The 25299-nt window shown below is 43.4% G+C and carries 22 protein-coding genes, 1 other RNA gene and 1 pseudogene; 9 read left to right on the forward strand and 15 right to left on the reverse strand.

The genetic code is table 11. The features are described from left to right. Nucleotides 1–216 precede the first annotated feature (216 nt). The 4 genes from OCV36_RS12550 to OCV36_RS12565 are packed head-to-tail and all read right to left on the reverse strand — an operon-like array spanning nucleotide 217 to nucleotide 3112. Nucleotides 217–666 (reverse strand): prepilin-type N-terminal cleavage/methylation domain-containing protein, encoded by a 450-nt coding sequence (locus tag OCV36_RS12550; protein ID WP_135455495.1) that lies wholly within the window; start codon nucleotides 664–666, stop codon nucleotides 217–219. Next, nucleotides 656–1996, reverse strand: a complete 1341-nt coding sequence (locus tag OCV36_RS12555; RefSeq protein ID WP_135455497.1) for a hypothetical protein — start codon at nucleotides 1994–1996, stop codon at nucleotides 656–658. Before OCV36_RS12555 ends, OCV36_RS12550 begins: the two co-directional genes overlap by 11 nt. After that, nucleotides 1993–2625 carry a PilW family protein gene (locus OCV36_RS12560; protein ID WP_135455499.1) on the reverse strand — a complete coding sequence of 211 codons (633 nt, stop codon included), beginning with the start codon at nucleotides 2623–2625 and terminating at the stop codon, nucleotides 1993–1995. The genes OCV36_RS12555 and OCV36_RS12560 overlap by 4 nt, the downstream gene beginning before the upstream one ends. After that, complete coding sequence (locus tag OCV36_RS12565; protein ID WP_135455500.1) at nucleotides 2606–3112, reverse strand: GspH/FimT family pseudopilin; 507 nt, start codon at nucleotides 3110–3112, stop codon at nucleotides 2606–2608. Before OCV36_RS12565 ends, OCV36_RS12560 begins: the two co-directional genes overlap by 20 nt. Before the next feature lie 102 nt (nucleotides 3113–3214). On the opposite strand from OCV36_RS12565, the gene OCV36_RS12570 reads away from it, so the two are divergent. Beyond that, the gene (locus OCV36_RS12570; RefSeq protein ID WP_135455502.1) at nucleotides 3215–3646 is read left to right on the forward strand and encodes a type IV pilin protein; all 432 of its coding nucleotides are present in this window, start codon (nucleotides 3215–3217) and stop codon (nucleotides 3644–3646) included. A 138-nt stretch (nucleotides 3647–3784) separates the two neighbouring features. Here the strand turns inward: OCV36_RS12570 and dnaJ are convergent, their stop codons facing one another. The 5 genes from dnaJ to grpE form a co-directional block, all read right to left on the reverse strand. Further along, nucleotides 3785–4933 (reverse strand): molecular chaperone DnaJ, encoded by a 1149-nt coding sequence (gene dnaJ, locus OCV36_RS12575; protein WP_017074171.1) that lies wholly within the window; start codon nucleotides 4931–4933, stop codon nucleotides 3785–3787. A gap of 284 nt (nucleotides 4934–5217) precedes the next feature. Continuing rightward, complete coding sequence (gene dnaK, locus OCV36_RS12580; RefSeq protein ID WP_017074170.1) at nucleotides 5218–7131, reverse strand: molecular chaperone DnaK; 1914 nt, start codon at nucleotides 7129–7131, stop codon at nucleotides 5218–5220. Nucleotides 7132–7517: 386 nt separating this feature from the next. Next, complete coding sequence (locus OCV36_RS12585; protein ID WP_135455504.1) at nucleotides 7518–8555, reverse strand: polysaccharide lyase family 7 protein; 1038 nt, start codon at nucleotides 8553–8555, stop codon at nucleotides 7518–7520. 258 nt (nucleotides 8556–8813) lie between these two features. Further along, on the reverse strand, nucleotides 8814–10088 hold the full coding sequence (locus tag OCV36_RS12590) for a dicarboxylate/amino acid:cation symporter (protein ID WP_017074168.1): 1275 nt from the start codon (nucleotides 10086–10088) through the stop codon (nucleotides 8814–8816). A gap of 392 nt (nucleotides 10089–10480) precedes the next feature. Then, a complete protein-coding gene (gene grpE, locus OCV36_RS12595) occupies nucleotides 10481–11062 on the reverse strand; it encodes a nucleotide exchange factor GrpE (RefSeq protein ID WP_102552163.1) in 582 nt (193 codons plus the stop codon). 143 nt (nucleotides 11063–11205) lie between these two features. Between grpE and nadK the strand changes: the two genes are divergently transcribed. The 3 genes from nadK (at nucleotide 11206) to bamE (ending at nucleotide 14596) form a co-directional block, all read left to right on the forward strand. Continuing rightward, nucleotides 11206–12090, forward strand: coding sequence for an NAD(+) kinase (gene nadK, locus OCV36_RS12600; protein WP_017074166.1), 885 nt, complete (start codon nucleotides 11206–11208; stop codon nucleotides 12088–12090). A 314-nt stretch (nucleotides 12091–12404) separates the two neighbouring features. After that, complete coding sequence (gene recN, locus OCV36_RS12605) at nucleotides 12405–14069, forward strand: DNA repair protein RecN (RefSeq protein ID WP_135455506.1); 1665 nt, start codon at nucleotides 12405–12407, stop codon at nucleotides 14067–14069. Between the two features lie 167 nt (nucleotides 14070–14236). Continuing rightward, complete coding sequence (gene bamE, locus OCV36_RS12610; protein ID WP_029224935.1) at nucleotides 14237–14596, forward strand: outer membrane protein assembly factor BamE; 360 nt, start codon at nucleotides 14237–14239, stop codon at nucleotides 14594–14596. A gap of 198 nt (nucleotides 14597–14794) precedes the next feature. On the opposite strand, the gene OCV36_RS12615 is transcribed toward bamE, so the two are convergent. Together OCV36_RS12615 and OCV36_RS12620 are read right to left on the reverse strand one after the other, a co-directional pair. Further along, nucleotides 14795–15106, reverse strand: a complete 312-nt coding sequence (locus tag OCV36_RS12615; protein ID WP_004735158.1) for an RnfH family protein — start codon at nucleotides 15104–15106, stop codon at nucleotides 14795–14797. 3 nt (nucleotides 15107–15109) lie between these two features. Then, on the reverse strand, nucleotides 15110–15538 hold the full coding sequence (locus tag OCV36_RS12620; RefSeq protein ID WP_017074163.1) for an SRPBCC family protein: 429 nt from the start codon (nucleotides 15536–15538) through the stop codon (nucleotides 15110–15112). A gap of 119 nt (nucleotides 15539–15657) precedes the next feature. Between OCV36_RS12620 and smpB the strand changes: the two genes are divergently transcribed. After that, nucleotides 15658–16143, forward strand: coding sequence for an SsrA-binding protein SmpB (smpB, locus tag OCV36_RS12625; RefSeq protein WP_029224934.1), 486 nt, complete (start codon nucleotides 15658–15660; stop codon nucleotides 16141–16143). 66 nt (nucleotides 16144–16209) lie between these two features. Beyond that, nucleotides 16210–16576: a transfer-messenger RNA gene (ssrA, locus tag OCV36_RS12630) on the forward strand. Between the two features lie 197 nt (nucleotides 16577–16773). Here ssrA and OCV36_RS12635 read toward each other — a convergent pair. From OCV36_RS12635 to OCV36_RS12650, 4 genes and pseudogenes are all read right to left on the reverse strand, one after another. Next, a complete protein-coding gene (locus tag OCV36_RS12635) occupies nucleotides 16774–18654 on the reverse strand; it encodes an ATP-dependent zinc protease family protein (RefSeq protein WP_135455508.1) in 1881 nt (626 codons plus the stop codon). Nucleotides 18655–18959: 305 nt separating this feature from the next. After that, nucleotides 18960–19788: pseudogene (locus OCV36_RS12640) on the reverse strand (M15 family metallopeptidase). An 82-nt stretch (nucleotides 19789–19870) separates the two neighbouring features. Then, nucleotides 19871–20599 carry a DUF429 domain-containing protein gene (locus tag OCV36_RS12645; RefSeq protein WP_135455510.1) on the reverse strand — a complete coding sequence of 243 codons (729 nt, stop codon included), beginning with the start codon at nucleotides 20597–20599 and terminating at the stop codon, nucleotides 19871–19873. 46 nt (nucleotides 20600–20645) lie between these two features. Continuing rightward, entirely contained in the window at nucleotides 20646–21440 is a 795-nt protein-coding gene (locus OCV36_RS12650) for a YeeE/YedE thiosulfate transporter family protein (protein WP_135455585.1), read from the reverse strand. Between the two features lie 255 nt (nucleotides 21441–21695). Here OCV36_RS12650 and OCV36_RS12655 point away from each other — a divergent pair, with 255 nt between their 5' ends. From OCV36_RS12655 to OCV36_RS12665, 3 genes are all read left to right on the forward strand, one after another. Further along, nucleotides 21696–22634: a hypothetical protein gene (locus OCV36_RS12655; protein WP_135455512.1), complete on the forward strand. Its 939-nt coding sequence runs from the start codon at nucleotides 21696–21698 to the stop codon at nucleotides 22632–22634. 197 nt (nucleotides 22635–22831) lie between these two features. Continuing rightward, nucleotides 22832–23599, forward strand: a complete 768-nt coding sequence (locus tag OCV36_RS12660) for a 1-acylglycerol-3-phosphate O-acyltransferase (protein ID WP_135455514.1) — start codon at nucleotides 22832–22834, stop codon at nucleotides 23597–23599. A gap of 147 nt (nucleotides 23600–23746) precedes the next feature. Then, nucleotides 23747–25087 carry an MBL fold metallo-hydrolase gene (locus tag OCV36_RS12665; protein ID WP_135455516.1) on the forward strand — a complete coding sequence of 447 codons (1341 nt, stop codon included), beginning with the start codon at nucleotides 23747–23749 and terminating at the stop codon, nucleotides 25085–25087. Nucleotides 25088–25299: the final 212 nt, after the last annotated feature.

Here is a 25299-nt window from a genome sequence, read left to right on the forward strand (position 1 = left end):
AAGTCCCTATCAAAAAGCACAAGATTCCACCGTCTTTTCCAAAAATGGAGACATATTTTGCAAAAATACCATACAACAGCAACAATATAAAAACACAAAACACACCATTCCATATACAGGATTTTAACTAGCACGTAAACAATGTCCGAGAAGTGAAAAATGTCAGTAAAAGGAGTGACGTAGGCCTTGGCATGTAACAAACGTTTGCTTGATAGATCAATCAAATTCACTGTATTTGGAGAGCATAGTCTCGAGGTAAATGCTTTGCGAACGGTTCATACGATCTTGCCATGCAACGGAAACAGTAATGCTTTTTAACGCACTAGACAAAGCACCATCAGCATTTGTCACTTCACATTTCATCGTATAGGCAGAGCTTGGTAAACCGGACAGTGGATCCGAACTTGCAGCATTGAGACAGTAACTCGCTTGATTGAGATCTGCAAAAGGGATTAATCCAACCGCCCCACTCACCTCCGAGACACGAGTCCGATAATATTCCATCTGCCTCTCAGCAAAATGCAGAGCCTCAACACTATGAAGAGCAAAGTCCGATTTTTGTTCCGCGTAGACCTGCAGCTTAACCAACCCTAACGAAGCAACACCGATGAGTAAGAAAGAGATAAGAACCTCGATCAAACTGAAACCTTGTTGTTTAGAAGTCATTCCATGATCCTCGCTTCCATTGATAGAACGAAGGCAGGTCATTCGGATTAGATTCTGCACGAAAATCTAAATCCATATCACCAACAATGGTCGTTACACCGAGAGGTGAATCGAAGATAAGCCCACCTGAAGGTAAACCAGAAGCAAATTGAATCCCCACACTCTTCTTTTCAACACTGATGTTGTTGATATCTTTTATAAACGGAGCAAAAACATTCGGTGTAGCAAGATCTTTCCAAAAATCATCGACGCGATCTTTAACATAGCTCTTTTGATAGTCGACTAAATGATAAATCACCCCGTTGTAAGTCATGGCGCCATTCAAAGCAAGCACACCATCTTGCACTACCAGAAGCTGTGATTGATTGTTTGCGGCAGCAACAGCAGCATTGATATGACAATTACCTTCAATCCACAATCCTTTTGTCTGCCCTGACGTAAAGTGGCTCATTATTTCAGAGCCACACTCTGTCGCATCCAACAGTTGTATATGCTTAAACATCTCTGCGTCTTGTGATAGCTCGACAATACTCTGGTCCGTTTTAGCGATACCAAAAAAGGTGTAGAACGGGTTCATATTAGGATCAGGATTAAAATCTTTTTTGAAAGGAAGCGGATTCGTTCCTTGATAATAATCGGGAGCATAGATTGAATAACTACTTCCCGAACTGGCTTTAGGGATCTGCGTTTTATAATCACTATGGCAAACACCATCGAAACCAGAAAATGGACCACTAGCACTAGGGTCGAGTACCTCTAAGCCTAAAGCTTGCCCTGAGTCACCATGTGTAGCGTCATATTGATAAGTGAACAGATCAGCAAAAGACACACTGACACACTCATACTCGTTATCACTAATAGGGTCTTCTTTTACTGTCGGTTTTAGGCTCAGCGTACCAATGATTTCAATGGGGCCGGTAGATTGAATCGCTCCACGGCCTAGCAGAGAGCTTTCTTTTATTGTCTTATAGAGTGACTGTGAATTCACTGATGACGCCACAATATAGGCACTAGAAACCGCACTATTGGATATATCGATTTGTGGTTGAGTTGCGTAAGGAGAACACCAATCAGAAAAATCTGCAGGTCGAGTACTCGTATCCTTTATATCCGCAATAGTTTTATCTAACTCAAGCAGATACGAGTAAGTACATTCTAAGCCACCTTCCGAACGCCAATGATTTTGCCTTCCTTGCACTTCATTTTGCGCGACTTTAATTTGATGAAACACACTGCGATACGTGCCTAACGTCACCACTAAAGCACCAACTAAAAGCACCGATGTGACCAACAAGGTCACCACACCGCGTTGCTTTCTAGACACCATCATTGCCAGTTCCTTTGTTTAACGGAAACCGAAACCGATTTGGTAACACCTGCGGTTGGAATTGAAGCCGTAATGCTGATATCGGTAAGCGTGGTTTTAATCGAGTTCTGCTCTAATAACTGAGCATCAACACTGAATGCATCTACCTCGATCAGGCTGTCATCGAAAAGTGAGTAACATCCAGTAACCTGATTAAAAGTAGGAATCGCCTCAGATATAGTGGTGCCCTTCTCACATATTTTCAGCTTGGTTCCATCTTTCTGATAAACGATATTTCGAATATCTTTGTTTCCGTTTGAGCCCTCTCTGAAGTAGACAAACCCAACGGCAACACCGCCACTCACTTGGATGGTATTGCTCGCTCCAGATAACTTGATTGAGTAACCATTAGAGCCATCGTAGCCCGCTCGTTGGATATCTTCTTTCATGACCTGCATCGTACTGGTTAGATTTTGCAGCAGTAATAACTCAATGCCTTTATCTTTAGCAATTCTCTGCCCCGTAATGAAGACGCTGCCGATAATCGAAATAGCGAACACGCCAATCACAGAGGCCACCATTAATTCAATCAGTGATGTGCCTTGTTGCTTCCAAAGAGCTGTCAATCTTGGTTTAACAGGCATCATAGCCATACTGTGCACTCAACTCACCACACACCTTAATTCGCCCCGGCGGGCTGGATAATTTGATCAGAACCCGATCGGTTGAATCCACATTAGGAGCCAGATAGAGAGTCCCGCGAGAAGGCCTTCCACGAACGCTCTCAAAAGTGATTCTGTCTCCGGTGTAGTTATGAGAAAAAGAAAGGTCGCGAAAGGGTTCGCCCGACAACTGCAGTAAGGTTTCTCCTGACAAGTCTTCGGTAGGTTTTAACCAAACAGTCCAATCTCCTGTTGATTGCACTGCATTCTTTTCCATCGAGAAATGAACCCAAAGATCTTGATTCCTTTTTACTGACTCTGACTTAGCCTGAATTAGAAAACCGTTCAACTCCCCTGCCAACCGTTGCATCTTGACGGTTTGACTGACAGAACTAAAACTCGGAGCAGCCGTCGCTATCAGTATCGACAACACCGATACCGTGATTAACAGCTCTAATAAAGTAAACCCTCGAGTCATTTCCCAAATTCCTATGTAATCTGATGCGTAACCGTATTTAATCTTGCGCCGATGCTACCACCGGAGAAAAATAGGCAGAGATATGAAAGGAAACTACTCGCGATGATTCGAAGAAATATATGCAACAGCAACAACTTAAGTATGAAAGGGATGACATTGATCGAATTATTGCTCGCAGTTGCCATTGTGGGAATACTCGGCGCAATTGCCTACCCAAGTTATACAAGCCATTTAATTAAAGCGCATCGAGTCACAGCGATGGCCGACATGACCAAGATTCAACTGGAGATGGAAACACTATACACGGGAAGTTACGTGTCGGCAGCGGAGACTATTATTTCAGCAGGGACATGTTTATTTTGCGATACCGACACCAACCGATACACGTTAGCGATTTCAGCCAGTAGCACCACCTATTCAATTCAAGCTGAACCGCTTTCTCAACAAGTGAATGATGAGTGCTTAGATTCAACTACCGATAAGTTGGAATTGCACCACTCAGGTGTTTCGGAGCCAGAAACATGTTGGAAGTAACAAGAACAACCACCAAAGGGCTCTAGAATTTATCTGAGAAATATCGATTCTTTCTTATCTGAGCTTCTTTTCTCTGATCTACAGGTACAAAAAAGCCTGCACTCTGGCAGGCTTTAAAATTTTCAAATCACTATCTAATTACTTAGTTAGGTCATCGAAGAAGTTTTTAACGCCGCTGAAGAAACCTTCAGATTTTGGCTTATGTTTGCTCGCCGCTTCGCCACAACATGTTTCTTCGAAATCACGAAGAAGTTGTTTTTGACGGGAGCTTAGCTTAACAGGTGTTTCAACCACTAGCTTGACGATTAAATCACCAACACCGCCGCCACGAACGCCTTTCACGCCTTTGCCACGCATACGGAACATACGGCCCGTTTGTGTCTCTTCTGGCACTTTAAGGTTTACACGGCCATCCAATGTAGGAACTTCAACTTCACCGCCTAATGCAGCCATTGTGAAGCTTACTGGCACTTCACAGTAAAGGTTGTTGCCGTCACGCTCAAAGATGTTGTGCTCTTTTACATGAACTTGTACGTACAAGTCGCCAGCTGGTGCGCCATGCTCTCCCGCTTCGCCTTCGCCAGATAGACGAATACGATCGCCAGTATCAACACCAGCAGGGATCTTAACGTTAAGTGTTTTAGTTTTCTGTTTGCGACCTTGACCATGACATGAGTTACATGGGTCTTTGATGATCTTGCCTTTACCATTACAAGTAGGACAAGTCTGTTGAACCGCAAAGAAGCCTTGACGCATTTGAACTTGGCCGTGGCCATGACAAGTGCCACATGTTTGTGCAGAAGAACCCGCTTTAGCACCGCTGCCGTCACACGTATCACATTCAACAAGTGTTGGTACTTCGATCTCTTTAGAAACACCACGAACGGCTTCTTCTAAAGAAAGCTCCATGTTGTAACGTAAATCAGAACCACGCTGTGCACGCGCTTGACCGCCACCACGACGACCACCGCCGAAAATGTCGCCAAATACATCGCCGAAGATATCGCCGAAATCACCTTGACCACCGCCGCCGAAACCGCCGCCGCCACCCATTCCGCCTTGTTCAAAAGCTGCGTGGCCGTATTGGTCGTAAGCTGCTTTCTTTTGAGAATCGGTCAGGATCTCATACGCTACTTTTACTTCTTTAAACTTATCTGCTGCGGTGTCGTCACCCTGATTACGGTCCGGGTGGAATTTCATCGCTAAGCGTTTGTACGCTTTTTTAATATCGCGCTCTGATGCATCGCGGCTTACGCCTAATACTTCGTAAAAATCACGTTTTGACATGTTCTAGGTCACCAAAATAATTGCTACTACCGAATGATCACTTCAGCAGTCTGTGTATCAATCTAGATAAAAGTTCTGCCGGCTGAAACGCCGAATAAAGCTATTATCTAGATCGACAAGTCTAAATACAAATTTACGGGCGTGAGAGTTACCTCTGACGCCCGCAATAATAAGTCTTTGAGACAAATTCCTAAGCAAATAGCTTGAGTTCTAGGAGGAAGCGCGGAGCCTACGTTAGTAGGTGAGCGCTTCCGACAACGAAATCAGGCTACTCTGCAACGAAATTATTTTTTGTCTTCTTTAACTTCTTCAAACTCAGCATCAACAACATCGTCGTCTTGCTTAGGTTGTTCACCAGCGTCAGCACCAGCTTGTTCAGCTTGAGCTTTCTGTTGAGCAATTTCCATTAGCTTTTGAGCTGCTTGCATAAGTTCTTGAACTTTAGCGTCGATAGCTTCTTTGTCGTCACCAGACTTAACTGATTCTAGAGCTTCGATAGCTGCTTCGATTTTCGCTTTATCTTCTGCAGGTAGAGCTTCACCAGCTTCTTCTACTTGCTTCTTAGTGCCGTGAATCATTTGGTCAGCTTGGTTACGTGCAGTTACTAGCTCTTCGAACTTTTTGTCCGCTTCTTTGTTAGCTTCTGCTTCTTGTACCATTGCTTCGATCTCATCCTCAGACAAACCGCCTGATGCTTGGATTGTGATCTTCTGCTCTTTACCCGTTGCTTTATCTTTAGCAGATACGTTCAGGATACCATCAGCATCTAGGTCGAATGTTACTTCAACTTGTGGCATGCCACGTGGTGCTGGTTGGATACCTTCTAGGTTGAACTGACCAAGAGACTTGTTGTAAGTCGCTTGCTTACGTTCACCTTGAAGAACGTGGATAGTTACTGCGCTTTGGTTGTCTTCAGCTGTAGAGAACACTTGATCCGCTTTAGTAGGAATAGTTGTGTTTTTCTCGATAAGCTTAGTCATTACGCCGCCCATCGTTTCGATACCGAAAGATAGAGGAGTAACGTCTAGAAGAAGAACGTCTTTAACTTCACCAGCTAGTACACCACCTTGAACAGCAGCACCCATTGCAACAGCTTCGTCAGGGTTCACGTCTTTACGTGGCTCTTTACCGAAGAATTCAGTTACTTTAGCTTGAACCATAGGCATACGAGTTTGACCACCAACTAGGATAACGTCAGTGATTTCGCCTACAGATAGGTCAGCATCTGCTAGAGCAACTTTTAGTGGCTCAAGAGAACGTTGAACTAGGTCTTCAACTAGAGACTCAAGCTTCGCACGAGTCACTTTGATGTTCATGTGCTTAGGACCAGTCGCATCAGCAGTAACGTAAGGTAGGTTTACGTCAGTTTGAGTAGTAGAAGAAAGCTCGATTTTCGCTTTTTCTGCTGCTTCTTTAACACGCTGCATTGCTAGTGGATCAGATTTAAGGTTGATACCTTGCTCTTTCTTGAACTCATCTACTAGGTAGTTGATCATGCGGTTATCGAAATCTTCACCACCAAGGTGAGTGTCACCGTTAGTTGAAAGAACTTCGAAAGTCTTCTCGCCTTCTACTTCATCGATCTCGATGATAGAGATATCGAATGTACCACCACCAAGGTCGTATACAGCGATAGTGCGATCACCACCTTGCTTGTCTAGGCCGTAAGCCAGAGCAGCAGCAGTTGGTTCGTTGATGATACGTTTAACATCTAGACCAGCGATACGGCCAGCATCTTTCGTTGCTTGACGTTGAGCATCGTTGAAGTAAGCAGGAACAGTAACAACTGCGCCAGTTACTTCTTCGCCTAGGAAGTCTTCAGCTGTTTTCTTCATTTTCTTAAGAACTTCAGCAGATACTTGAGGAGCAGCCATTTTTTGGCCTTGCGCTTCAACCCATGCATCACCGTTATCAGCTTTAACAATGTTAAAAGGCATGATTTCGATATCGCGCTGAACTTCTTCATCTTCAAAACGACGACCGATTAAACGCTTAATTGCGTACAGCGTGTTTTGAGGGTTAGTCACCGCTTGACGTTTCGCAGGTTGTCCAACTAGCGTCTCGCCTTCAGTGTATGCGATTACCGATGCTGTTGTGCGTTCGCCTTCAGCATTTTCTAGTACGCGTGGTTTGTCACCGTCAAGAACAGCAACACAAGAGTTAGTAGTACCTAAATCAATACCAATGATTCGACCCATCAGGCTTTCTCCGAATAAATTCTATTTAGTTTTTTGCTATACCCACTATGTGGGGGGTGGTAATCAGGGATTCAACCCTAATACACAAAATTAAAGTGCAAATGTATTTTGCTTTCGTATGCACCATAGATAAGGGCTGCAAACTGGTTTTCAAGGGAAATAGGTAAAATAAATCTAATTTTCCTTCTATCTTTCTACTTAATGATAAAAAGTGGCTTACCCCTTATCATTTAAGGTCGAAAGTTGGCACATTCACGAGCTCAACTTCACAAATGAAATCTCTGCCATATTCCATTTAACGAAAAAAAGACCTTCGCATGGAAGGTCTTTTTCAAATAGAGATTAGTAAAAAGCTAATGATTCAGTACTATTATTGGTTCGCAATATTATTGATTGAGAATTAACTGATAGAAGCTTACTTGTGTGTAGTCACCCGCTTCCATACCACGCCATTCACATGCCGAGCTCGACTTCTTAGTGTTGCATTGGTTGTATGCACCCGCTTTGAAGTACATCCAATCTTGACCATAGCCAAGATCAACGTCGTGCCCCTGATATTTACCTTTCGCCAAATCAACATCATAGGTCTTCACAACGGGATCCGCTGAGTTTGGATTCTTAGTAAACGTTAAGTGCATGATGTTATCTTTAATATTTACATCATATGAAAACACTTCACCCAATTTAATGCCATCACTAGGATCAGAACTGCCCTTTTTCAAATTGTATTGACCAAATACGTCATGGCGGATGTCTTTACGAAGTTTCTTACCGTTTTCGTCTTTCGCATTTTTCAGTTCTTTAGGCGGATTAAGTTCATAGTTCCACGTTAACGATCCATGTTCGTGCTCTGGTAATTTACGGTAAACAATTTTCAGAGGTTCATTGTCTGAGCCATGGATTTGACCAATAACGACTGAGAATGCGCCTGTCTTTTTATAGTTACCACTGGTGCTCACCTGATCAACAGAAAGCGTTGCTGTCATTTGCCCGCCGATAGAACCAAACTCTTCAGCATTTTTATGGCTTGAAATAGCAAAGTTATTACTCGGTGCAGAGTAGCTGTCAGATAGCATCGCTCTTAGCTCACTACGCGTGTTTTTGCTGTTCGGCGTTGTTGGTGCTGTATTAGGAGCCACGAAGACCATCGCTCCAGATTCTTTATCTGTATAGAACCATTCAGGGTGAACGTAAGGGGTGTCTACATTCGACAATTCCTTCTTACCTATCTCTAGCGTTTTACCTTTTCTAGACCCTTCAGTAGTCAACTCAGGCAAGTTAATTTTCCACTTAGATAAGTCGAAGTTTTGCGCAGGGGCTTTTGCCGGGTCAAGATTAAACTGTTGGCCGATATCGAGATTTGAAGCGAGAGTTGGAGTAGCGAAAAGAGCAGCCGTCAGTAAGCTAAGGTAAGACAACTTCATTATTTGGTTTCCTTTATATTGTCAGAATGTAGGTTCCCAAAAAGAATAAAATAATATTGTATTATTATTTGTGATCGAAGTTAAATATTGAAAACTGATGGTCGTTCCGGTTCAAATAAAGATAAACAATGAGACTTAACACCAACTCCCTCCTCTTTTGAACAACTCACCCAATAACACCAAAGTACAGACCAACAGACACAAAAAAGCCCCGCTCTAATTGAGCGAGGCTTCTAATTATCGAATCTTAATTAAGAACTATGCTTCTGCTTTCTTTAGTTCAGCTTCTTCGCTAGCTTCAACGCCGATTTCGTTTTCAGATTTCGCTACGATAGTGTTAACCGCAGTATCACCAACAACGTTAGAAGAAGTACAGAACATGTCACAGATACGGTCAACAGCAGCAACAATCGCTAGACCTTCTGGTGGCAAACCTAGTTGGTGTAATAGAACACCGACCATAACAACACCGCCACCAGGAACACCACCAGCACCGATAGACAGTAGCAAGATAGTTAGACCTAGAGTAAAGATGTCAGCAGTATTGATTGGCTGACCAAATGCGTTTGCGACGAACATAGTTGCTAGTGCGATGTAGATAGATACACCAGACATGTTCATTGTTGCACCTAGTGGTACACCGAAACCTGCCACTGACTTAGATACGTTCAGTTTGTCAGTTAAAGTACGCATTGTTACTGGAATTGTAGCGTTCGAACTTGCAGTCGATAGTGAGAAAAGGATTTGCTCACGAGTTGCACGTAGGAACTGCTTTGGAGAAATACCAGTGAATGAACCAACCATCATTGGGTAGAAGAAGAAAATCCAGAACACAAGCATTGCCACAACAAGCGCTACATAGCCAGCAACTGACATTAGCGTGTTTGCATCAAGTGTTGCACCTAGTTGAATCATCAGAGCAAATACACCGTATGGCGCAAGGCTCATTACTAGGCCGATAAGCTTCATCATGATTTCGTTAGCCATCTTGAATGTCTTGATAGCCGGGCCACCACGAGAATCAAGAGCTTGGATAGCAAGACCAGTCAGAATAGCCATGAAGATGATTTGTAGCATGTCGCCACTTGCAAATGCTTCTACAGGGTTGCTAGGAACGATGTTAACAACAAGAGAGAAGATATCTGGCGTTTCAGTTGTTGTAAGCGCAATTGTCTCAGAAACTGTACCCGCTAGATTCGCACCAGCACCCGGTTGGAAAATAAGACCAATCGTTAGAGCAGCAGAAATCGCGATGATGGTGTTAATAATGTAAAGACCAAAGGTTTTACCACCAAGACGACCAAATGAACGAATATCTTTTAGCTCAACGATACCGCAAACAATAGATACGTATACAAGAGGTACTACAAGCAACTTGATAAGTGATACGAACATACCACCAGCACCTTCAGCAGCGCCGAGTAGATACGTATCAAAAATAGCAATGCCACTGAATAGGTACTGAATAGCAGTACCAATAATAAGGCCGGCAAACAAGCCTACAAAAATCTTACTTGAGAGCGATTTATCCATCGTTCTTCTCCAGTTTGTTGTGTTTAAAAATTGTACTTTTATAGTTATATATGCGACTAAAATCGCCATATCGCAGTGGATTTTACATACAAAGATAACAATTAAAAGCATTTATTTACAAAAACATTACAAGTGTGACATCAAAACATTTCTTAATTAACAACCAGTTTCATAATATAAAACTCTAAATCGTTGATCTGGATAAAATAAAAAGAACGACATTCTTAATGCGATTTTGATGACTATTTACGTGGACTCTCAAGTTACAGGCATAAAAAAAGAGAGGCATATGCCTCTCTTTTCATTTCACGTTAACCAGTGAATTATTTTGCCGCCGCTATTTTCTTACTTCACAATTGCAATAATCAACTGCTCAGCAAACGGCAACTCAATTACTTAGCAACCATTACCATTGCAGGGCGAATAACACGGCCGTTAAGCTCGTAGCCTTTCTGCATAACAAACATCACCGTGTTTGACTCGTGGTCTGGGCTTTCTTGGATAGACATGGCTTGGTGGTATTCAGGATTGAATACTTCACCTTCAGGGTTGATCTCTGTAAGACCAAATTTAGCCACTGTGTCTACGAAAGTTTTGTGAGTTAGCTCAACACCTTCAAGAATCGGCTTAACCGCTTCGTTCTCAGCATCCGCAGCTTGTACTGCACGCTCTAGGTTATCGATAACAGGTAGTAGGCCTTCAGCGAATTTGTTTAGCGCGTATTTACGTGCTTTATCCACTTCTTGTTCAGTACGACGACGCATATTCTCAACTTCAGCCTTTGCGCGAAGAACAGAATCTTGCTGCTCTTTCACTTTAGACTCGCTAGAAAGCAGTGCAGCTTCTAGTTGAGCAATTTTTGATTCCTGCTCATCAGCCGCGTCTTCATTCAGTTCAGCTTCTTCAACTTTCTCAGCTTCAGCAATGATCTGATCTAGCTCTTCTTCGGTTACTTTGTTTTCTTCGTTGCTCATGATATCTCCAGAATTCGTTTTCAATGCAAGTGACTGGCGTATTTGCGCCTCAAATTGATATAAAACACTCGCATAGACGTTCAACTTGCCTTTATTATGGGGATGAAGAATTTTGATTCAAGCCTAATTCGTTTGGAAACCGTATGAAAAAGCCATTTGAAGTCATCGCCATTATTGGTAAACCTCGAGATCAGCAAGCAATTCAGACTCATAGAGAGATCTATCAGTGGTTAAGTACTGAGGGTTATCAAGTGTTTGTTGATGACAGACTCGCCACTATTTTAGACGATATCCCACAAGAACATTTTTCTAGCCTGATTGAATTGGGTAAACGTGCCGATCTCGCGATTGTAGTGGGTGGTGACGGAAATATGCTCGGTGCCGCTAGAATCTTGTCACGTTTCGATATTTCAGTCATTGGTGTTAACCGAGGTAACCTTGGCTTTCTTACCGATCTCAACCCTGAAAACTTCCAGAGCGCGCTTACTGATGTGCTAAAGGGAGAGTTCATGGAAGAAGAGCGATTCTTACTTGAAACTGAAATTCACCGTCATGGCCAAATAAAAAGCCACAATGCGGCACTTAACGAAGCCGTACTTCACCCCGGCCAAGTCGCACGCATGATCGAGTTTGAAGTGTATATCGATGACAGCTTTGCCTTCTCACAACGTTCTGATGGTTTGATCGTTTCAACCCCGACAGGTTCAACCGCCTATTCACTTTCTGGTGGTGGCCCTATTTTGTCATCAAGCCTCAATGCAATATCATTAGTGCCAATGTTTCCGCATACCCTTTCAAGCCGCCCACTAGTGGTTGATGGAAAGCGTCGCATCAAGCTGATCGTATCACCGGATAATCGCGGAACTCAGGAAGTGAGCTGTGATGGCCAAATCTCATTGCCCGTTTCCCCTGGCGATGAGATCCATATTTATCAAAGCCCGAATGTGCTCAAGCTTATCCACCCTAAAGACTACAACTACTATCATGTCTTACGTAACAAGTTAGGCTGGTCGAGTAAGCTGTTCTAACGAATAAACAGTTCTAAGAAAATAGTCTGTTCAAAGCCAACAACAAACCATTTTGAAAGGTTGACGACGTTCGTCAGCCTTTTTTATTGCCCGTAGAAACCTCGTCGGCCCTTATATTCCGGATACACTCCGTACCGTCACTCTCAAGAGGGAGGAGCGACTGAGTTGGGAATCTATAGTAGTTTCAGAGCCCTACGAACAGCATCAATTCTGAGAGCTGTCACAAAAAATTTTCACCTGTCGACTTTACTGTATAAAGAAACAGTATATACTGAACTTATATACAGTGTTGTTCAGTTATACAGGTAAATGAAATGCTGGCTCATTTAAGTGTTAATAATTTCGCTATTGTTAAGTCTTTACAGCTAGAACTCTCTAAAGGCATGACAACAATCACCGGTGAAACTGGTGCAGGTAAATCTATCGCTATCGATGCTTTAGGCTTATGTCTTGGAGGAAGATCCGATGCAGGAATGGTAAGACAAGGTGAAGATAAAACCGAAGTCAGTGCGGCTTTTTTACTTGAGAACAATCTGCATGCAACCCGCTGGTTAGAAGACAATGAACTGCTTGATGGCGGTGAATGCATCCTACGTAGAACTATCTCTAAAGAAGGTCGCTCTCGTGCATTCATCAACGGTAGCCCCGTTCCTCTTTCACAATTGAAATCGCTAGGTCAGTTGTTGATCAACATTCATGGTCAACACGCGCACCATCAGTTAATGAAAAGCGACTATCAAATGGTGATGCTTGATCAATACGCTGGTCATTTGAACCTTTTGAAATCAACACGTAATGCTTACCAAGCATGGCGACAAGCAGATAATCACTTAAAAGAGTTACGTGAAAATAGCCAGCAAAACCAGGCTCAAAAACAACTCCTTGAATATCAAATCAAAGAGTTAAATGAGCTGTCTATTGGAGAGGAAGAATATGAAGACCTCGAACAAGAGCATAAGCGCCTCTCCAATAGCGGAGAATTGGCCTCAACCTGCCAGCAGGCTATCGAGCTTATTTTTGAAGGCGAAGAAGTTAATGCGCTTAGTATTCTGCAATCGGCCAATCACTCCCTAATTCAATTAGCAGAGCTTGATGAACGGTTAGTTGATCTGCCGAACCTACTCTCTGAAGCCATCATTCAGATTGAAGAGACCAACAATGAACTAAGAACCTATCTAGACAGCATTGATGTCGATCCAGGCCGCATGGTTTACGTTGAAGAACGCTTCTCAAAAGTGATGTCGATGTCTCGTAAACATCACGTGTTGCCAGAAGATCTGTATAAACACCACCAAGATTTATTACAGCAAGTCGAAGCGCTTGATTGCTCCGATGAAAAATTGGATGAGTTAGAAAACGACGTCGAGAATCAATATCAGTCGTTCGTGACTAAGTCAGATAAACTTCATAAGTCACGAACTCGTTACGCGAAAGAGCTCAATAAGCTGATTACTCAGAGCATGCACGAACTCAGTATGGAAAAAGCGCAGTTTGCCATTGAAGTAAACAACACCAACACGCACCCATCGCCATTGGGTATGGATAACGTGACCTTCATTGTTTCAACTAACCCGGGCCAACCGATGCAGCCAATTGCTAAAGTAGCCTCCGGTGGTGAACTTTCACGTATTTCATTAGCGATTCAGGTGATCACTGCGCAAAAAGTAGATACACCAAGCCTAATTTTCGATGAAGTCGATGTAGGTATCAGTGGGCCAACCGCTGCCGTGGTCGGAAAAATGCTGCGTACGCTGGGAGAATCTACCCAAGTGATGTGTGTGACTCACTTACCTCAAGTTGCCGGTTGCGGTCACCAACAGCTGTTTGTTGCGAAGAACACGAAATCAGGTAAAACAGAAACGCAAATGCACACGCTTGATGAACAACAACGCGTTTCAGAGCTTGCTCGCCTACTCGGTGGTAGCCAGATTACAGAGTCGACATTAGCCAACGCAAAAGAATTATTAATCGCAGCTTAAGTTAAACATTCAGCAAATTTCTGATAAATTACCGAAAATTCTTGGCAATTTTGCAACTTAATTCAAAATTGCCAGTCATAACAAGCTCAAAGCGCAAGGAGCTTTTTACTTCTTGCTGGAGCTTGTTTATTATCAGGCAGTATTTTAGCGAAGAAAGATCTCAGACTATGCGAATTAAAAAGTGGTTAGTTGCAGTTCCACTTGCACTAACAATGTTGACCGGTTGCTCTCTACTAGAGAAGTTGGTTTATCGAATTGACATCAATCAGGGTAACTATGTTGAACAAGAAGCTGTCGACCAGCTGAAGTTTGGCATGACAAAAACACAAGTTCGTTACGTTATGGGCTCACCTATGCTTATCGAAAATGGCTACCCAGATACGTGGTACTACATTTACCTCCACACAAAAGGCCATGAAGACTCGATTCAAAAAAATCTTGTTGTTAACTTTGATGCGACTGGCACCTTAGTAACGATCAATGGTGACTTTGAAGCCAGTGATGAGTTCTTCGAAAGCCTTCGCTAGCTTTCAACCAACAAAGCTATCAGCCGATAAAGTTATCAGTCGACGAAACTATCAGTCGACAAAACAAGAATCGCAAAAGCCGGCTCACATGAGCAGGCTTTTTCATATCCGTTAACAAATTAATTTTCATCGAACTAACCTGCAGGTACAAAAAAGCTCGCCAATGCGAGCTTCTTTATCATTCAAATTTGTTTGGTATTACGATTTAGCAGCCGCCGCTTTTGCTTGCTCTGCACGCTTACGTCGAATCTCTTTTGGATCGGCCAGCAGCGCTCGATAGATTTCGATACGATCTTTATCTCGAACGGTTGCATCCAACTTAACGTTGCGGCTGAATACACCCACTTTATTTTTCGCTAAGTCGATCTCTGGATACAATTCTAAAACACCAGACTGTGCAATAATCTCTTCAACGGTCGCGTTCTTATTCACCACCAAGGTAAATACACGCTGCTCATGTGGAAGCGCAAACACAACTTCTACGTGGATCATATCGGATTCAATAGTCATGGCTTAGTAAACCTGTTTAGCTCGTTGAGTAAAAGCACTGACCATATTGCTCGTCAGCTCATTGAAAATCTTACCAAATGCCATTTCTATCATTCGACTAGAAAATTCAAACTCTAACTTAAGCTCGACCTTACAAGCTTGGTCGTCTAGTGGAGTGAAATACCAACCGCCCTGCAGCTTTTTGAACGGGCCGTCCACCAGCTCCATTAAGATCTCAGCACCATCTGCCATTCGATTTGACGTAGTAAATGTTTTGCTGATACCAGCTTTAGAGACATCAACCGAAGCCACCATCGCAGAATCTGAAGATTCGATCACACGAGAACCAGAACATCCTGGCAAAAACTCAGGATAACGAGCAACATCATTGACCAAGCTGAACATCTGGTCGGCACTAAAAGACACTAATGCTGAACGAGTAACCTTTGGCATATAGACTCCTGTTAAAGACAGCGTTACATTAACACAAACTGCAATTTTAATTGTATTGGGCCAGAGCGCAAATAAAAAGGATTCCCCATCTAGGGCGCATTCCGTATAATGAGGCCATTATGGCAAAGAATAAATCAAAATCAAAAGCCGGTAGTAATACCATTGCGCTTAATAAGAAAGCTCGCCACGAATATTTCATCGATGATGAGATAGAAGCGGGGCTTGAGCTACAAGGCTGGGAAGTAAAATCCCTACGTGAAGGCAAAACCAATATCGCAGAAAGCTACGTATACATCAGAGATGGCGAAGCATTCATCAGTGGTATGACGATTACTCCGCTAACTCAAGCGAGTACTCATATCGTGGCGAACCCAACACGTATCCGTAAACTATTAATGTCGAGAAAAGAGCTCGATAACCTTATCGGTCGTATTAACCGTGAAGGCATGACACTTGTCGCAACCGCGCTTTACTGGTCTCGCTCTTGGGCGAAAGTAAAAGTAGGCGTAGCGAAAGGTAAAAAGCTGCACGATAAACGTACTGATATGAAAGAAAAAGATTGGGCGAGAGATAAAGCACGAATTATGAAGAGTAATTTGCGTTAATTTTAAGCACTTAAACGCACAGTGCTAGACAGGCTAAGCTTTTCTGGTACTATGCAAATAACACTTGGGGCTGATTTAGGATTCGACAGGAATTTTGAAGTCTGAGGTGCATGCCGTGGGGCGGTTGGCCACGTTAAAAGCCGCAAAAAAATAGTCGCAAACGACGAAAACTACGCACTAGCAGCTTAATAACCTGCTCAGAGCTCTCTTACCCTAGCTTCCGCTCGTAAGACGGGGACCAATAAGAGATCAAACCCAAACTAGCTAGCGCGGATTCTCCCACCTGAGAGGAAAAGCGCGAATAACAATTCAGGTTAGCCTTTAACTAGCGTGTCGGTTCGCAGGTTGCTGGTGAAATTAAAGATCGACTAAGCATGTAGTACCAATGATGAATGATTTTTGGACGCGGGTTCAACTCCCGCCAGCTCCACCAAACGTTTGGAAAGGGCCAACTCGAAAGAGTTGGCCCTTTTTTTTGCCTAAACATTAGGTACTTAAAATCATAAATCGACCCAATCCATTTATATTAAAACAAATATAGAATTAATAAAAAACCACACACTCCAACGTAGAAGTATGTGGTCATTTAAAATAGTTCTATTGCAAACCTAAACGAGATCGATTTAGAGGTTAATCCATATCACCCAACAAGTAATCTTCATCGCTGCTCACTACTGCGCCGTGCTTTAAGAAGTTCTTACCTAGGATCATGCTGTATTCAAAGCGAGAGCGATCTTGAAGGTTTACCCTTACCTCTTTCTCTAAGTCACCTAACTTAACCTTCATTTCGACGACAGGGCGAATGTTCACCTTCTCGCCTTTCTTGGCTTTAATGCGCATGACATCAATCACTGGCTTGGTGAACTCTTGCTTATCGCCTTGGTTGTTTTGGTAGGTAAAACTCACCATGTCTTGGCCATCTTTCTTAAATCGCTTGATATTGACTGCATTCATTGAGCTCACATCTGCACCTGTATCCAATTTCGCAGGGAATGTCATGCCACTCACTTCAACCACTTCAATGTGCCCAACTTTAAACAAAGGCTCCGATTTCAAAAGATAGTCAGAACGAGTATTCACATATACCCCATCTTTCGCCATCTTCTTACCTAAGACGAAGTAAGCCTCTTTTTCATTAGTGTTCAACACGTCGATAGCAAACTCTTGTTGGCGAACTTTACCAGCGCCTAAAAACTCACCACTAACAACTGGGCGAACATCATCACCGACTCGAAGCTTTTTAATTACTTTCTTAATGACTTTCTGTTGTTCACCATTCGCATCAATAAGGAAAAATTCAACGGACGTATCTTTGCCCTTACCTGTCATTTCAAAACTATCAACCTTTAGCAAAGGCGTATTTACGGTGAATGAAGCAACAGCCTTCATAGGGAAACCATCTAAGGTGATACCTTCCTCCGGTGAGATAATCAACGGCTCACTCTTTTTTGCAACCTCGCTGAAACTCTCAGAACCTTTAGAGAGAATATTTTCAGCGTTGGTATCAATCATGAAAAGTTCGCTAGCGGTGCTCGTTCCAAATCTCAACTGTGACTCACTGCTAGAACGGTCACGTAAGTAAACTAGAACATCTCGTGTTGTGTTTTCATCGAGTTGGACGGGCACATACACTAAAGGTCTCTTCTTACCGCCCACACTCAACATACGAACTAATGGCAGCGTCATTTCTTTTTGCTTGCCGTCGTTGTCGACCATATCAAACGTGACTTCGCTGTTTTTCTTGTCTACATCGATATTTTTTGAATGCAAAATGCTGTAACGATTCTTTAAAGAGAAGGTCGCATTCATCGCCATTCCCGAGATAGACACTACCTCTTTTCGACCTACTACTGTCGCGTTTTCCTGCTCTTGCAAGTAGTCATAGCCCGCAAACACTAAAGCGTTATCAGCAAGAAAAGTTTTGCCAATCAGCACTGGTGCTGAAAAATGGCTTCTGTCGGTAAGGTTAACGTCTGTTTTTAATTCTTGATCCGCAATGGTGAGTGACATTTTTACGGTAGGACGAAGTAAAGGCGTGCTGCTGGTGCGGCTACGTATCATGCTGACACGCTCTAAAGGCGCTTCGATTAATACCATATCTCCCGTGCGCGGGTTTTGAACTTTAAAAGACACCACAGCTTCATATTTCGCAAAGGTACTGCCATTCCAATCATCGTAATCAACATCGGAATTATTCAACAGGTCTTCGGTTAACGCCGCCATCAACTCTTTGTCTTTAAGATTCTTGTAATCAGCATTCGTGCTCTTCACATGAATATCTTCAGCATGCATAGAAGTGGTTTCTGCACCAGTATCGATTTTACCAATGAAAGGAACGTCTTTTAACCCTTGAACGCTAGATAGGTACACGTTCTCAGTACGGCCTAATACCGCCTTACCATCGAGTTCGTAAGTAGGATTTTGCGTGGTAGGTGAAGTATCAGTAGCCAAAGCATATTGTAAAAAAAGTAGCGTACTTAGAAGAGTTAGAGCCAAAGGTATCTTTTTCATTAGTTGGTCCGTTGTGATCAGTTCACTAATAATACTGGCGTTTCGGCGAAGAGTTCCCCTACCAGTACAGGTTCTCACATAACGTTAACGCTATGAGTTTTTCAATAACAAACCGATGACTTTGCAAAGCATTACCTTGTCGATTATTGACTAATGGATACCCAATAACCTTTTCAATGCTTGATGTTACATTGGAGAAATGAATATAAAAAAGGCCAACGACATACGTTGACCTTAGCTATTCGAAACACACCTTAAGCAGGCTTAACTTGCTAAAACACAAACGGTTCTAGATAAACATAGCACTAAAAAGTCCCGACTGTTTTCTTTGCACAGATAGCTCGAGCTTTTTCTGCGTTCTCACCTTTATTTTTTGAATAACTTTTATTCTTATTAAAACATTGGCGATAAGATTCGATGTAACGCTCAAATAGCACTTTAGCTTCAGATTGCGGTTTAGAAAGCAGTTGGTTAACGAATTTTTTTGAGCCAACCTCAAAATGCTGAGTATCGATTGGGCTGTTCCAATCCCCTCCCCAGATCATAAACCCGTGATGGGCGAAAAGCTCAACCACATCTTCTGCCATGCCTCGGCGTTCAATTTCGTCACGAGCACGAAAGCGAGTACGGTTCACATAGCGGGTTGCAGATTGTGATGGCTTTACCGTGATTTGTCCGTGGCTATCGAACTCTAAGAAAGGATTTTGAACTGGGTTGATGTCTATCGCCACACCATAGGCATGTTTCGACCACCCCCCCTCCGCCAGTAATAGGACGAGCGTTAAACGCACTGCTGTTGTTCGCGTCCATTGAGGCGTTATCGTCACCTCTGAATTCACGCATTAAGCGAGCAGAATGAAGAGGGAAACTGCGCTGTTTAAGCTCTGAAAAGATTTGTTCAACAGCAGGCGCAATAACATCAAGCACGATCATATTGCCCTGTTGCATTTCCCCTTTGAAATTAATGAAATCGAAATCCACTTTGGATAGTCGCTCACAACCAACAGGCGCACCATTACTCAAAACATTGTTCTTTTTCATCATGTCGCATTGCCATTGAGATATAGGGGCAACTTGAGCATAACTCACTGCACTGAGCAAAGTGGCCAGACAGCCGACAATAAAACGTTTCATATCAAAGACTCAAAAATAGTAAGAGTGAAAAGTAGCAGAAGTTGGAAAGTAACATATTAAGCCAAGTTGAGCGCACGCTTTGTTAGCGCGTTTTGTTCCAATAAACAATCTCTCGAACTCGTCCGTTCTGGTCGACATCCGCTTCTCCACCAACATCAGAAGGCTCAGGTAAGGTCGATAATTGCGGAGCGTAATAGGCAACCAACATAAGTACGAACGCATCGTAAATATCGTCTATCGCGACGTCTTTACGCTTGGTATTTGAAATGGCCAACGACAAGCCGTCACACCATTGAGGGGCGAGTTGCTGAATAATAGAAAGCCGTTCCTCTTTGCCTTCTAGTGTTCGTTTGGAAAACGTCAGCGGTTCACCTTTCAAAGCTGCGAACACCACTTCAGGGTGAGACTCTCTGATCAATAAGTTGGGGTGATCATCGATAAGTTTATCCAACTCTCGGATTTTAGGAACAATCCCCCAAGTCTGTTTCGAGAACTTCTTGCTAAGCTGTTCCACATTCACATTACACGCTGCAATATAATCAGTTTGGTAAACCGCCTCACGACACGGCACCGGAAACACTGAAGACCCACGCTTGCTGGTTAGAAAACGCCTTGCCGCTTTATCGCATAACCTATCCGGAGTCTGTGAATCACTAAAGCCGATAGGCATATCAATTAACGTCGTTGCTTCCGTAAGATCATCAACCAACTCATCGAGCGTGTTTACCACTTTATACGCTGGCACCGCGTTATCAGAGACAATCCAAGCGATCCAACCCGCCTTGCAGCCATCAATTCCGATGTATTTCATTGTGTTCTCAAATTACGTGCTCATGTTATTTACGTACTGTCTCTAACTATCGGCTTTGAATCAACTTAACTCCGGTGTATATGCCCACAATGATACTCAACACAGAAAAAACACCCGCCAACGACAGTACAGGCATCGCCACTAACAGCTGAGTATCGTTCCCGCCACCAGCCATTACTGCTCCAAATCCCATAAGTACACCAGCAACCAAATGTTTGCCCAATCGACGTATAGAGCTCAACCTCAATGAAAACGACCCAGTAAATAACGCGGCGCTAACCATTCCAACTAACAGAGAGATCATCAATATAAAGCGCTCACTGCTTGGCCAATCTTCGGCTTTGCCGTGCCAAAGAGAAGTCCCCATAGATTTCAACAACCCACTTGGCGTCCAATGCGGTTCATACAAGAAAACAAAGCCCGCCATTAACCCAATCCCTAACATTGAGAACCATAACTTGCGATTTATCGCATTCATGAAGTAGCAACTCACCACAATAATGAACGAAATGATCCCAAGGAATGCATATCGGGAAAAATCAGATAATACCAACCGAGACCCTTTTAACTCCGTAGGCAACACTGGAGCAAACAACAACCATGCGATGAACCACCCGATTATCGTCGCCAGCATCACGACTTCACCACGAGCTAAGCGGCTCACCGTAGAGACGCCACAACCACTATTAATTGCCGCTCCAATACCAAATAGAAAACCACCAAACAGGGAAAACAGACTCGGCCAAAACGCAGAAGATAACGCTCGCCCTTCCACTGCCGATCCTAATGCCATAAACACCCAAGCCAATGAGCCACTAAACACAATCGCGACAATCAACATTGGTGATCCGCTTGCCGCCTCTTTAACGCCCCGAACCATACAAAGGCCGGTAGCTTGGGCAAGATATCCCACCAGAAAAATGCAGAGCAAAGCGAGAATAAACAGCATATACAGCCTCCGAATTGCGTTGATTCTATTATTGTCATTCGTTAAATATAGTCAGAAGACCCAATAACAGCGTGCAAGGACAAGCCTGAACAGGGATAATTGTTTTGATAACCAAACAAACCCAAGCACCCAGCCGATAAAAGACTAATGACCACATACTCACACATAGACATCCCATTCAACCTGCGCCACACCTGTTGGTTTTGTGGTGAACCTTCCAATGATGTTGTTGAATTCCCTAAGACTGCACAAGCTATTGCCAAGATAGACTATTCACCGATTGCACTGCCAGCTTGTAAAGAGTGCGCGAGTGTTAGGTATGCAAAAGATCTGACTTCGATTTGGGCTGTGCGCGATCAGATAAAACACGCACTCATCGATAAGTACGCAAAGCACTTAGGGATTGGTGAAAATTGGACGGAACAAGAGCTTATTGATTCAGATTTCTCTGGCTCGACGCTTGGCGGGTTTGGGCGCAGTGCTTGGAATATGTATCAAATCGCCAAACAGCGAATCGACTACAAAGGTTGGCCTTTGTCGGTTGATGACATTGTAATCGAGGCCTACGACGAAACCAGTGGCTTTGAATTTGACGGTACTCGTTATGCTTCAATCAATTCGTGTATCGATTATTTCACCAAGGCTGCGGGCGTAGACAAAGAGCTGCTATCGCAACTTGTCGACATCGTTTCAACAGACCGTTTTAGCTACGCGCTTCGAATCGCCAAGCTGAACAAGAATGTCTCTAATACCAAACGCTCAGAGATCATCGAAGAGGTGTTACAGCAAGAGTCTGAACAAGAAGAGATACAGCTGGAGCAAGCCAACTCACTGTTCAACCCAAATGTCGAAGAGGTCAGCATTTCAGGTTCAATAGCGCCTGTATTTGCCATTCAATGGGCAATGATGAATAACGTTAAAGATTTAGCTCACCTTTGTTCACTCGAAGATGATTATTTTGATTATTTCGAACATCTTGGTGGCCCTGCAGCTTTCATGTCTTATAACGGCCTACAACTCTATTTAGAATCGCGTCAAGATCCTGAATGGGTAGAAAAATCGGACCCAAATAAACAGTATTGGTGAACATGCCTCGCTACTGGTGAACACGTGTAAGCTCGATGATCGTCTCAAACACCCATTGTTAGTCCTTGTTTTATATAAAGATCTAAAAACAGCCCCCTATAACAGTTAATTGTTGCAATTCGGTTAAATAGAGTGAAAACTTCAAGCATCTAAAACTATTTAATCACTGCAATCTTGCGGTGAGTAAGGAGTGAATTGTGCTTGCTGTTCTTCGTATAATTTTGGCTACGGTGTTTATTATTTTCACCACTCTATGTGCTTTTGTTTACTGCTTGTTTAGCCCCAAGAACCCCAAGCATGTGTACGTTTTCTGCCGTTGGTTCAACCAGCTACAAAAGATCGTCGGTGTAAAACTGGTGCAGCGCGGCCTAGACAATGCGCCAACGTCAGAAAAAAGCGTCTACATCTCTAACCACCAAAGCATATTAGACTTTGTGACCGACCCAGGAATGCTAAGACCTCGCACTGTTTCATTGGGCAAGCGCGATTTGTTGTATGTGCCTTTCTTTGGTCTGCTGTATTGGATCACCGGTAACATCATGATTAACCGCGAAGACAAGTCCAAAGCGCGCGATACCATCAAGCAAGTGGCGGAAGCCATTCATCAGCGAGCTCTGTCTGTTTGGGTTTACCCTGAAGGAACACGCAGTAAAGGGCGTGGACTATTGCCATTCAAAACAGGGGCTTTCCGGATGGCGATTGAAGCCGGCGTACCTATTACCCCAATGTGTACCAGCACCACGCACAATAAGATTGACCTCAACCGAGTTAATAATGGCATTGTGATCACTGAGATGCTTGAACCTATCGATGTGTCTGGATACAAGATCAGCGATGCGAGAGAGCTGGCCAATCGCTGTCACGCAATCATGGCAGAAAAAATAGCAGAGCTTGATAACGAAGTGGCTCGTATAGAGGCTCAACAAAATCCAGAGCTGGATTCAGACGGTTCTTCTACGAACTAACTCGCAGCGAACCCACTGAGTCATCGCTCAGTTACTTAAAAAGACACTCAACGATCGCAACTCTCATTGTTCTTGTTTTACATGCCGGCGCTTATCCGCAAAATAAAAACCGGCGTTAATGGCTTTATAGAGCAATGGGAGTAAACGATGGAAGTGATTCACCATGGCGGTAAACATACTGTCACCGGATCTTGTCACGAGCTAAGAGATTCAGGCCAAGCGGTGCTCATCGATTGTGGCCTTTTTCAAGGTTCGGACGCACGTCCTCTTAATATTGAATTTGAAACTTCCCACCTTAACGCTCTGCTGCTGACCCATACTCACATTGATCATATTGGTCGATTACCTTGGTTACTCGCCAGTGGCTTTAACCAACCGATTTATTGCACTCAGGCGACGGCTGAACTCGCTCCTTTAATGATTGAAGACGGCTTAAAACTGCAAGGGCTCAGCCATAAACAATCCAAACTCATCCTTAAAAAAATTCATTCGTTGATTGCTCCCAAGCCTTATGGAGAGTGGTTTCCAATTGCCTCTAAACAGCAAAACAACGAAAAGGTTCATCATAGGCCAAATACTCTGTATGCTCGCTTTCAACCTGCTGGGCATATCTTAGGTTCGGCCTATATAGAGATTAAGTTACCCAACCAAGAGATGGTGATCTTTTCTGGCGACTTGGGCCCAAGTAACACGCCACTGCTGCCCGATCCAAAGCCACCACAACAAGCCGATTACCTATTTATCGAATCGACTTACGGCACTAGCACGCACGACGATATTGCTACTCGATCTGAGCGCCTCAAAGAGATCATTGATCGTTCGCTGCTTGATGGTGGCGTTATTTTAATTCCGGCTTTTAGTATCGGTAGAACGCAGGAGCTGTTGTTTGATATCGAACACCTGATCTTTGAGCATCAACTCAGCAGCGATATTCCTATCATCCTCGATTCACCTATGGCAGAAAAGGTGACGCGATCCTACCGACGCTTTAAAGACTTATGGGGGCAAGAAGCCAAGCAGCGCCTAGAGCTGAAACGCCACCCACTCGCTTTTGAGCAATGCATTACCGTTGATGGACATAGAATGCACAAGAAAATCGTTAATCGCCTTAAGTCGACAGGTGAACCCGCAATTGTGGTCGCAGCATCTGGTATGTGTCAGGGTGGCAGGATAATGAACTACTTATCCGCCTTGCTTCCAGATAAACGCACCGATGTGATTTTAGCGGGCTATCAAGCACACGGAACGCTCGGACGAGAGCTGCAACAAGGCGAAATGCAGGTTTCTATTGATAACAAAGACGTTGAGGTCAATGCTCAAATTCATGGCATGTCTGGCTATTCTGCTCATGCAGATAAAGAGGACCTCAATCGATTTATAGAAGGAATAGCCGTTCCGCCAAAAGAGGTGCATTTAATCCACGGCGAGCCCAATACTCAGTCTTACTTTGCTCAAGAATTGGTTGAAAAAGGATTTACGGTCGTTTAAAACAGATGATTAATTCGTAGCTTATGATTACGGAAATCCTTGCAAAAATCTTTAAAACCACTACTGACATTTCACACAATATAACACCTTAAACCTGCCTGCTTTCACTATATTGGTGATATATCCTTGCTTACTCAGCGCTCTCATGGCTTATCAGTCGTTAGTGCTGAACGGCGTTTCCGCTCATTTTTATTCTATTCTCCCTTCTGTCG

This window comes from Vibrio echinoideorum (assembly GCF_024347455.1).
GTDB classification, from domain to species: domain Bacteria; phylum Pseudomonadota; class Gammaproteobacteria; order Enterobacterales; family Vibrionaceae; genus Vibrio; species Vibrio echinoideorum.

Excerpts from the sequence above, each read along its gene's own strand:
- nadK (WP_017074166.1), top strand. The coding sequence starts at position 11,206 with ATGAAAAAGCCATTTGAAGTCATCGCCATTATTGGTAAACCTCGAGAT.
- OCV36_RS12615 (WP_004735158.1), bottom strand. The coding sequence starts at position 15,106 with ATGACTATTGAATCCGATATGATCCACGTAGAAGTTGTGTTTGCGCTT.
- dnaK (WP_017074170.1), bottom strand. The coding sequence starts at position 7,131 with ATGGGTCGAATCATTGGTATTGATTTAGGTACTACTAACTCTTGTGTT.
- smpB (WP_029224934.1), top strand. The coding sequence starts at position 15,658 with ATGGCAAAGAATAAATCAAAATCAAAAGCCGGTAGTAATACCATTGCG.
- OCV36_RS12565 (WP_135455500.1), bottom strand. The coding sequence starts at position 3,112 with ATGACTCGAGGGTTTACTTTATTAGAGCTGTTAATCACGGTATCGGTG.
- recN (WP_135455506.1), top strand. The coding sequence starts at position 12,405 with ATGCTGGCTCATTTAAGTGTTAATAATTTCGCTATTGTTAAGTCTTTA.
- OCV36_RS12620 (WP_017074163.1), bottom strand. The coding sequence starts at position 15,538 with ATGCCAAAGGTTACTCGTTCAGCATTAGTGTCTTTTAGTGCCGACCAG.
- OCV36_RS12590 (WP_017074168.1), bottom strand. The coding sequence starts at position 10,088 with ATGGATAAATCGCTCTCAAGTAAGATTTTTGTAGGCTTGTTTGCCGGC.
- OCV36_RS12655 (WP_135455512.1), top strand. The coding sequence starts at position 21,696 with ATGACCACATACTCACACATAGACATCCCATTCAACCTGCGCCACACC.
- OCV36_RS12550 (WP_135455495.1), bottom strand. The coding sequence starts at position 666 with ATGACTTCTAAACAACAAGGTTTCAGTTTGATCGAGGTTCTTATCTCT.
- OCV36_RS12570 (WP_135455502.1), top strand. The coding sequence starts at position 3,215 with ATGATTCGAAGAAATATATGCAACAGCAACAACTTAAGTATGAAAGGG.
- dnaJ (WP_017074171.1), bottom strand. The coding sequence starts at position 4,933 with ATGTCAAAACGTGATTTTTACGAAGTATTAGGCGTAAGCCGCGATGCA.
- OCV36_RS12645 (WP_135455510.1), bottom strand. The coding sequence starts at position 20,599 with ATGAAATACATCGGAATTGATGGCTGCAAGGCGGGTTGGATCGCTTGG.
- OCV36_RS12665 (WP_135455516.1), top strand. The coding sequence starts at position 23,747 with ATGGAAGTGATTCACCATGGCGGTAAACATACTGTCACCGGATCTTGT.
- OCV36_RS12555 (WP_135455497.1), bottom strand. The coding sequence starts at position 1,996 with ATGATGGTGTCTAGAAAGCAACGCGGTGTGGTGACCTTGTTGGTCACA.
- OCV36_RS12585 (WP_135455504.1), bottom strand. The coding sequence starts at position 8,555 with ATGAAGTTGTCTTACCTTAGCTTACTGACGGCTGCTCTTTTCGCTACT.
- OCV36_RS12560 (WP_135455499.1), bottom strand. The coding sequence starts at position 2,625 with ATGGCTATGATGCCTGTTAAACCAAGATTGACAGCTCTTTGGAAGCAA.
- OCV36_RS12650 (WP_135455585.1), bottom strand. The coding sequence starts at position 21,440 with ATGTTGATTGTCGCGATTGTGTTTAGTGGCTCATTGGCTTGGGTGTTT.
- grpE (WP_102552163.1), bottom strand. The coding sequence starts at position 11,062 with ATGAGCAACGAAGAAAACAAAGTAACCGAAGAAGAGCTAGATCAGATC.
- bamE (WP_029224935.1), top strand. The coding sequence starts at position 14,237 with ATGCGAATTAAAAAGTGGTTAGTTGCAGTTCCACTTGCACTAACAATG.
- OCV36_RS12635 (WP_135455508.1), bottom strand. The coding sequence starts at position 18,654 with ATGAAAAAGATACCTTTGGCTCTAACTCTTCTAAGTACGCTACTTTTT.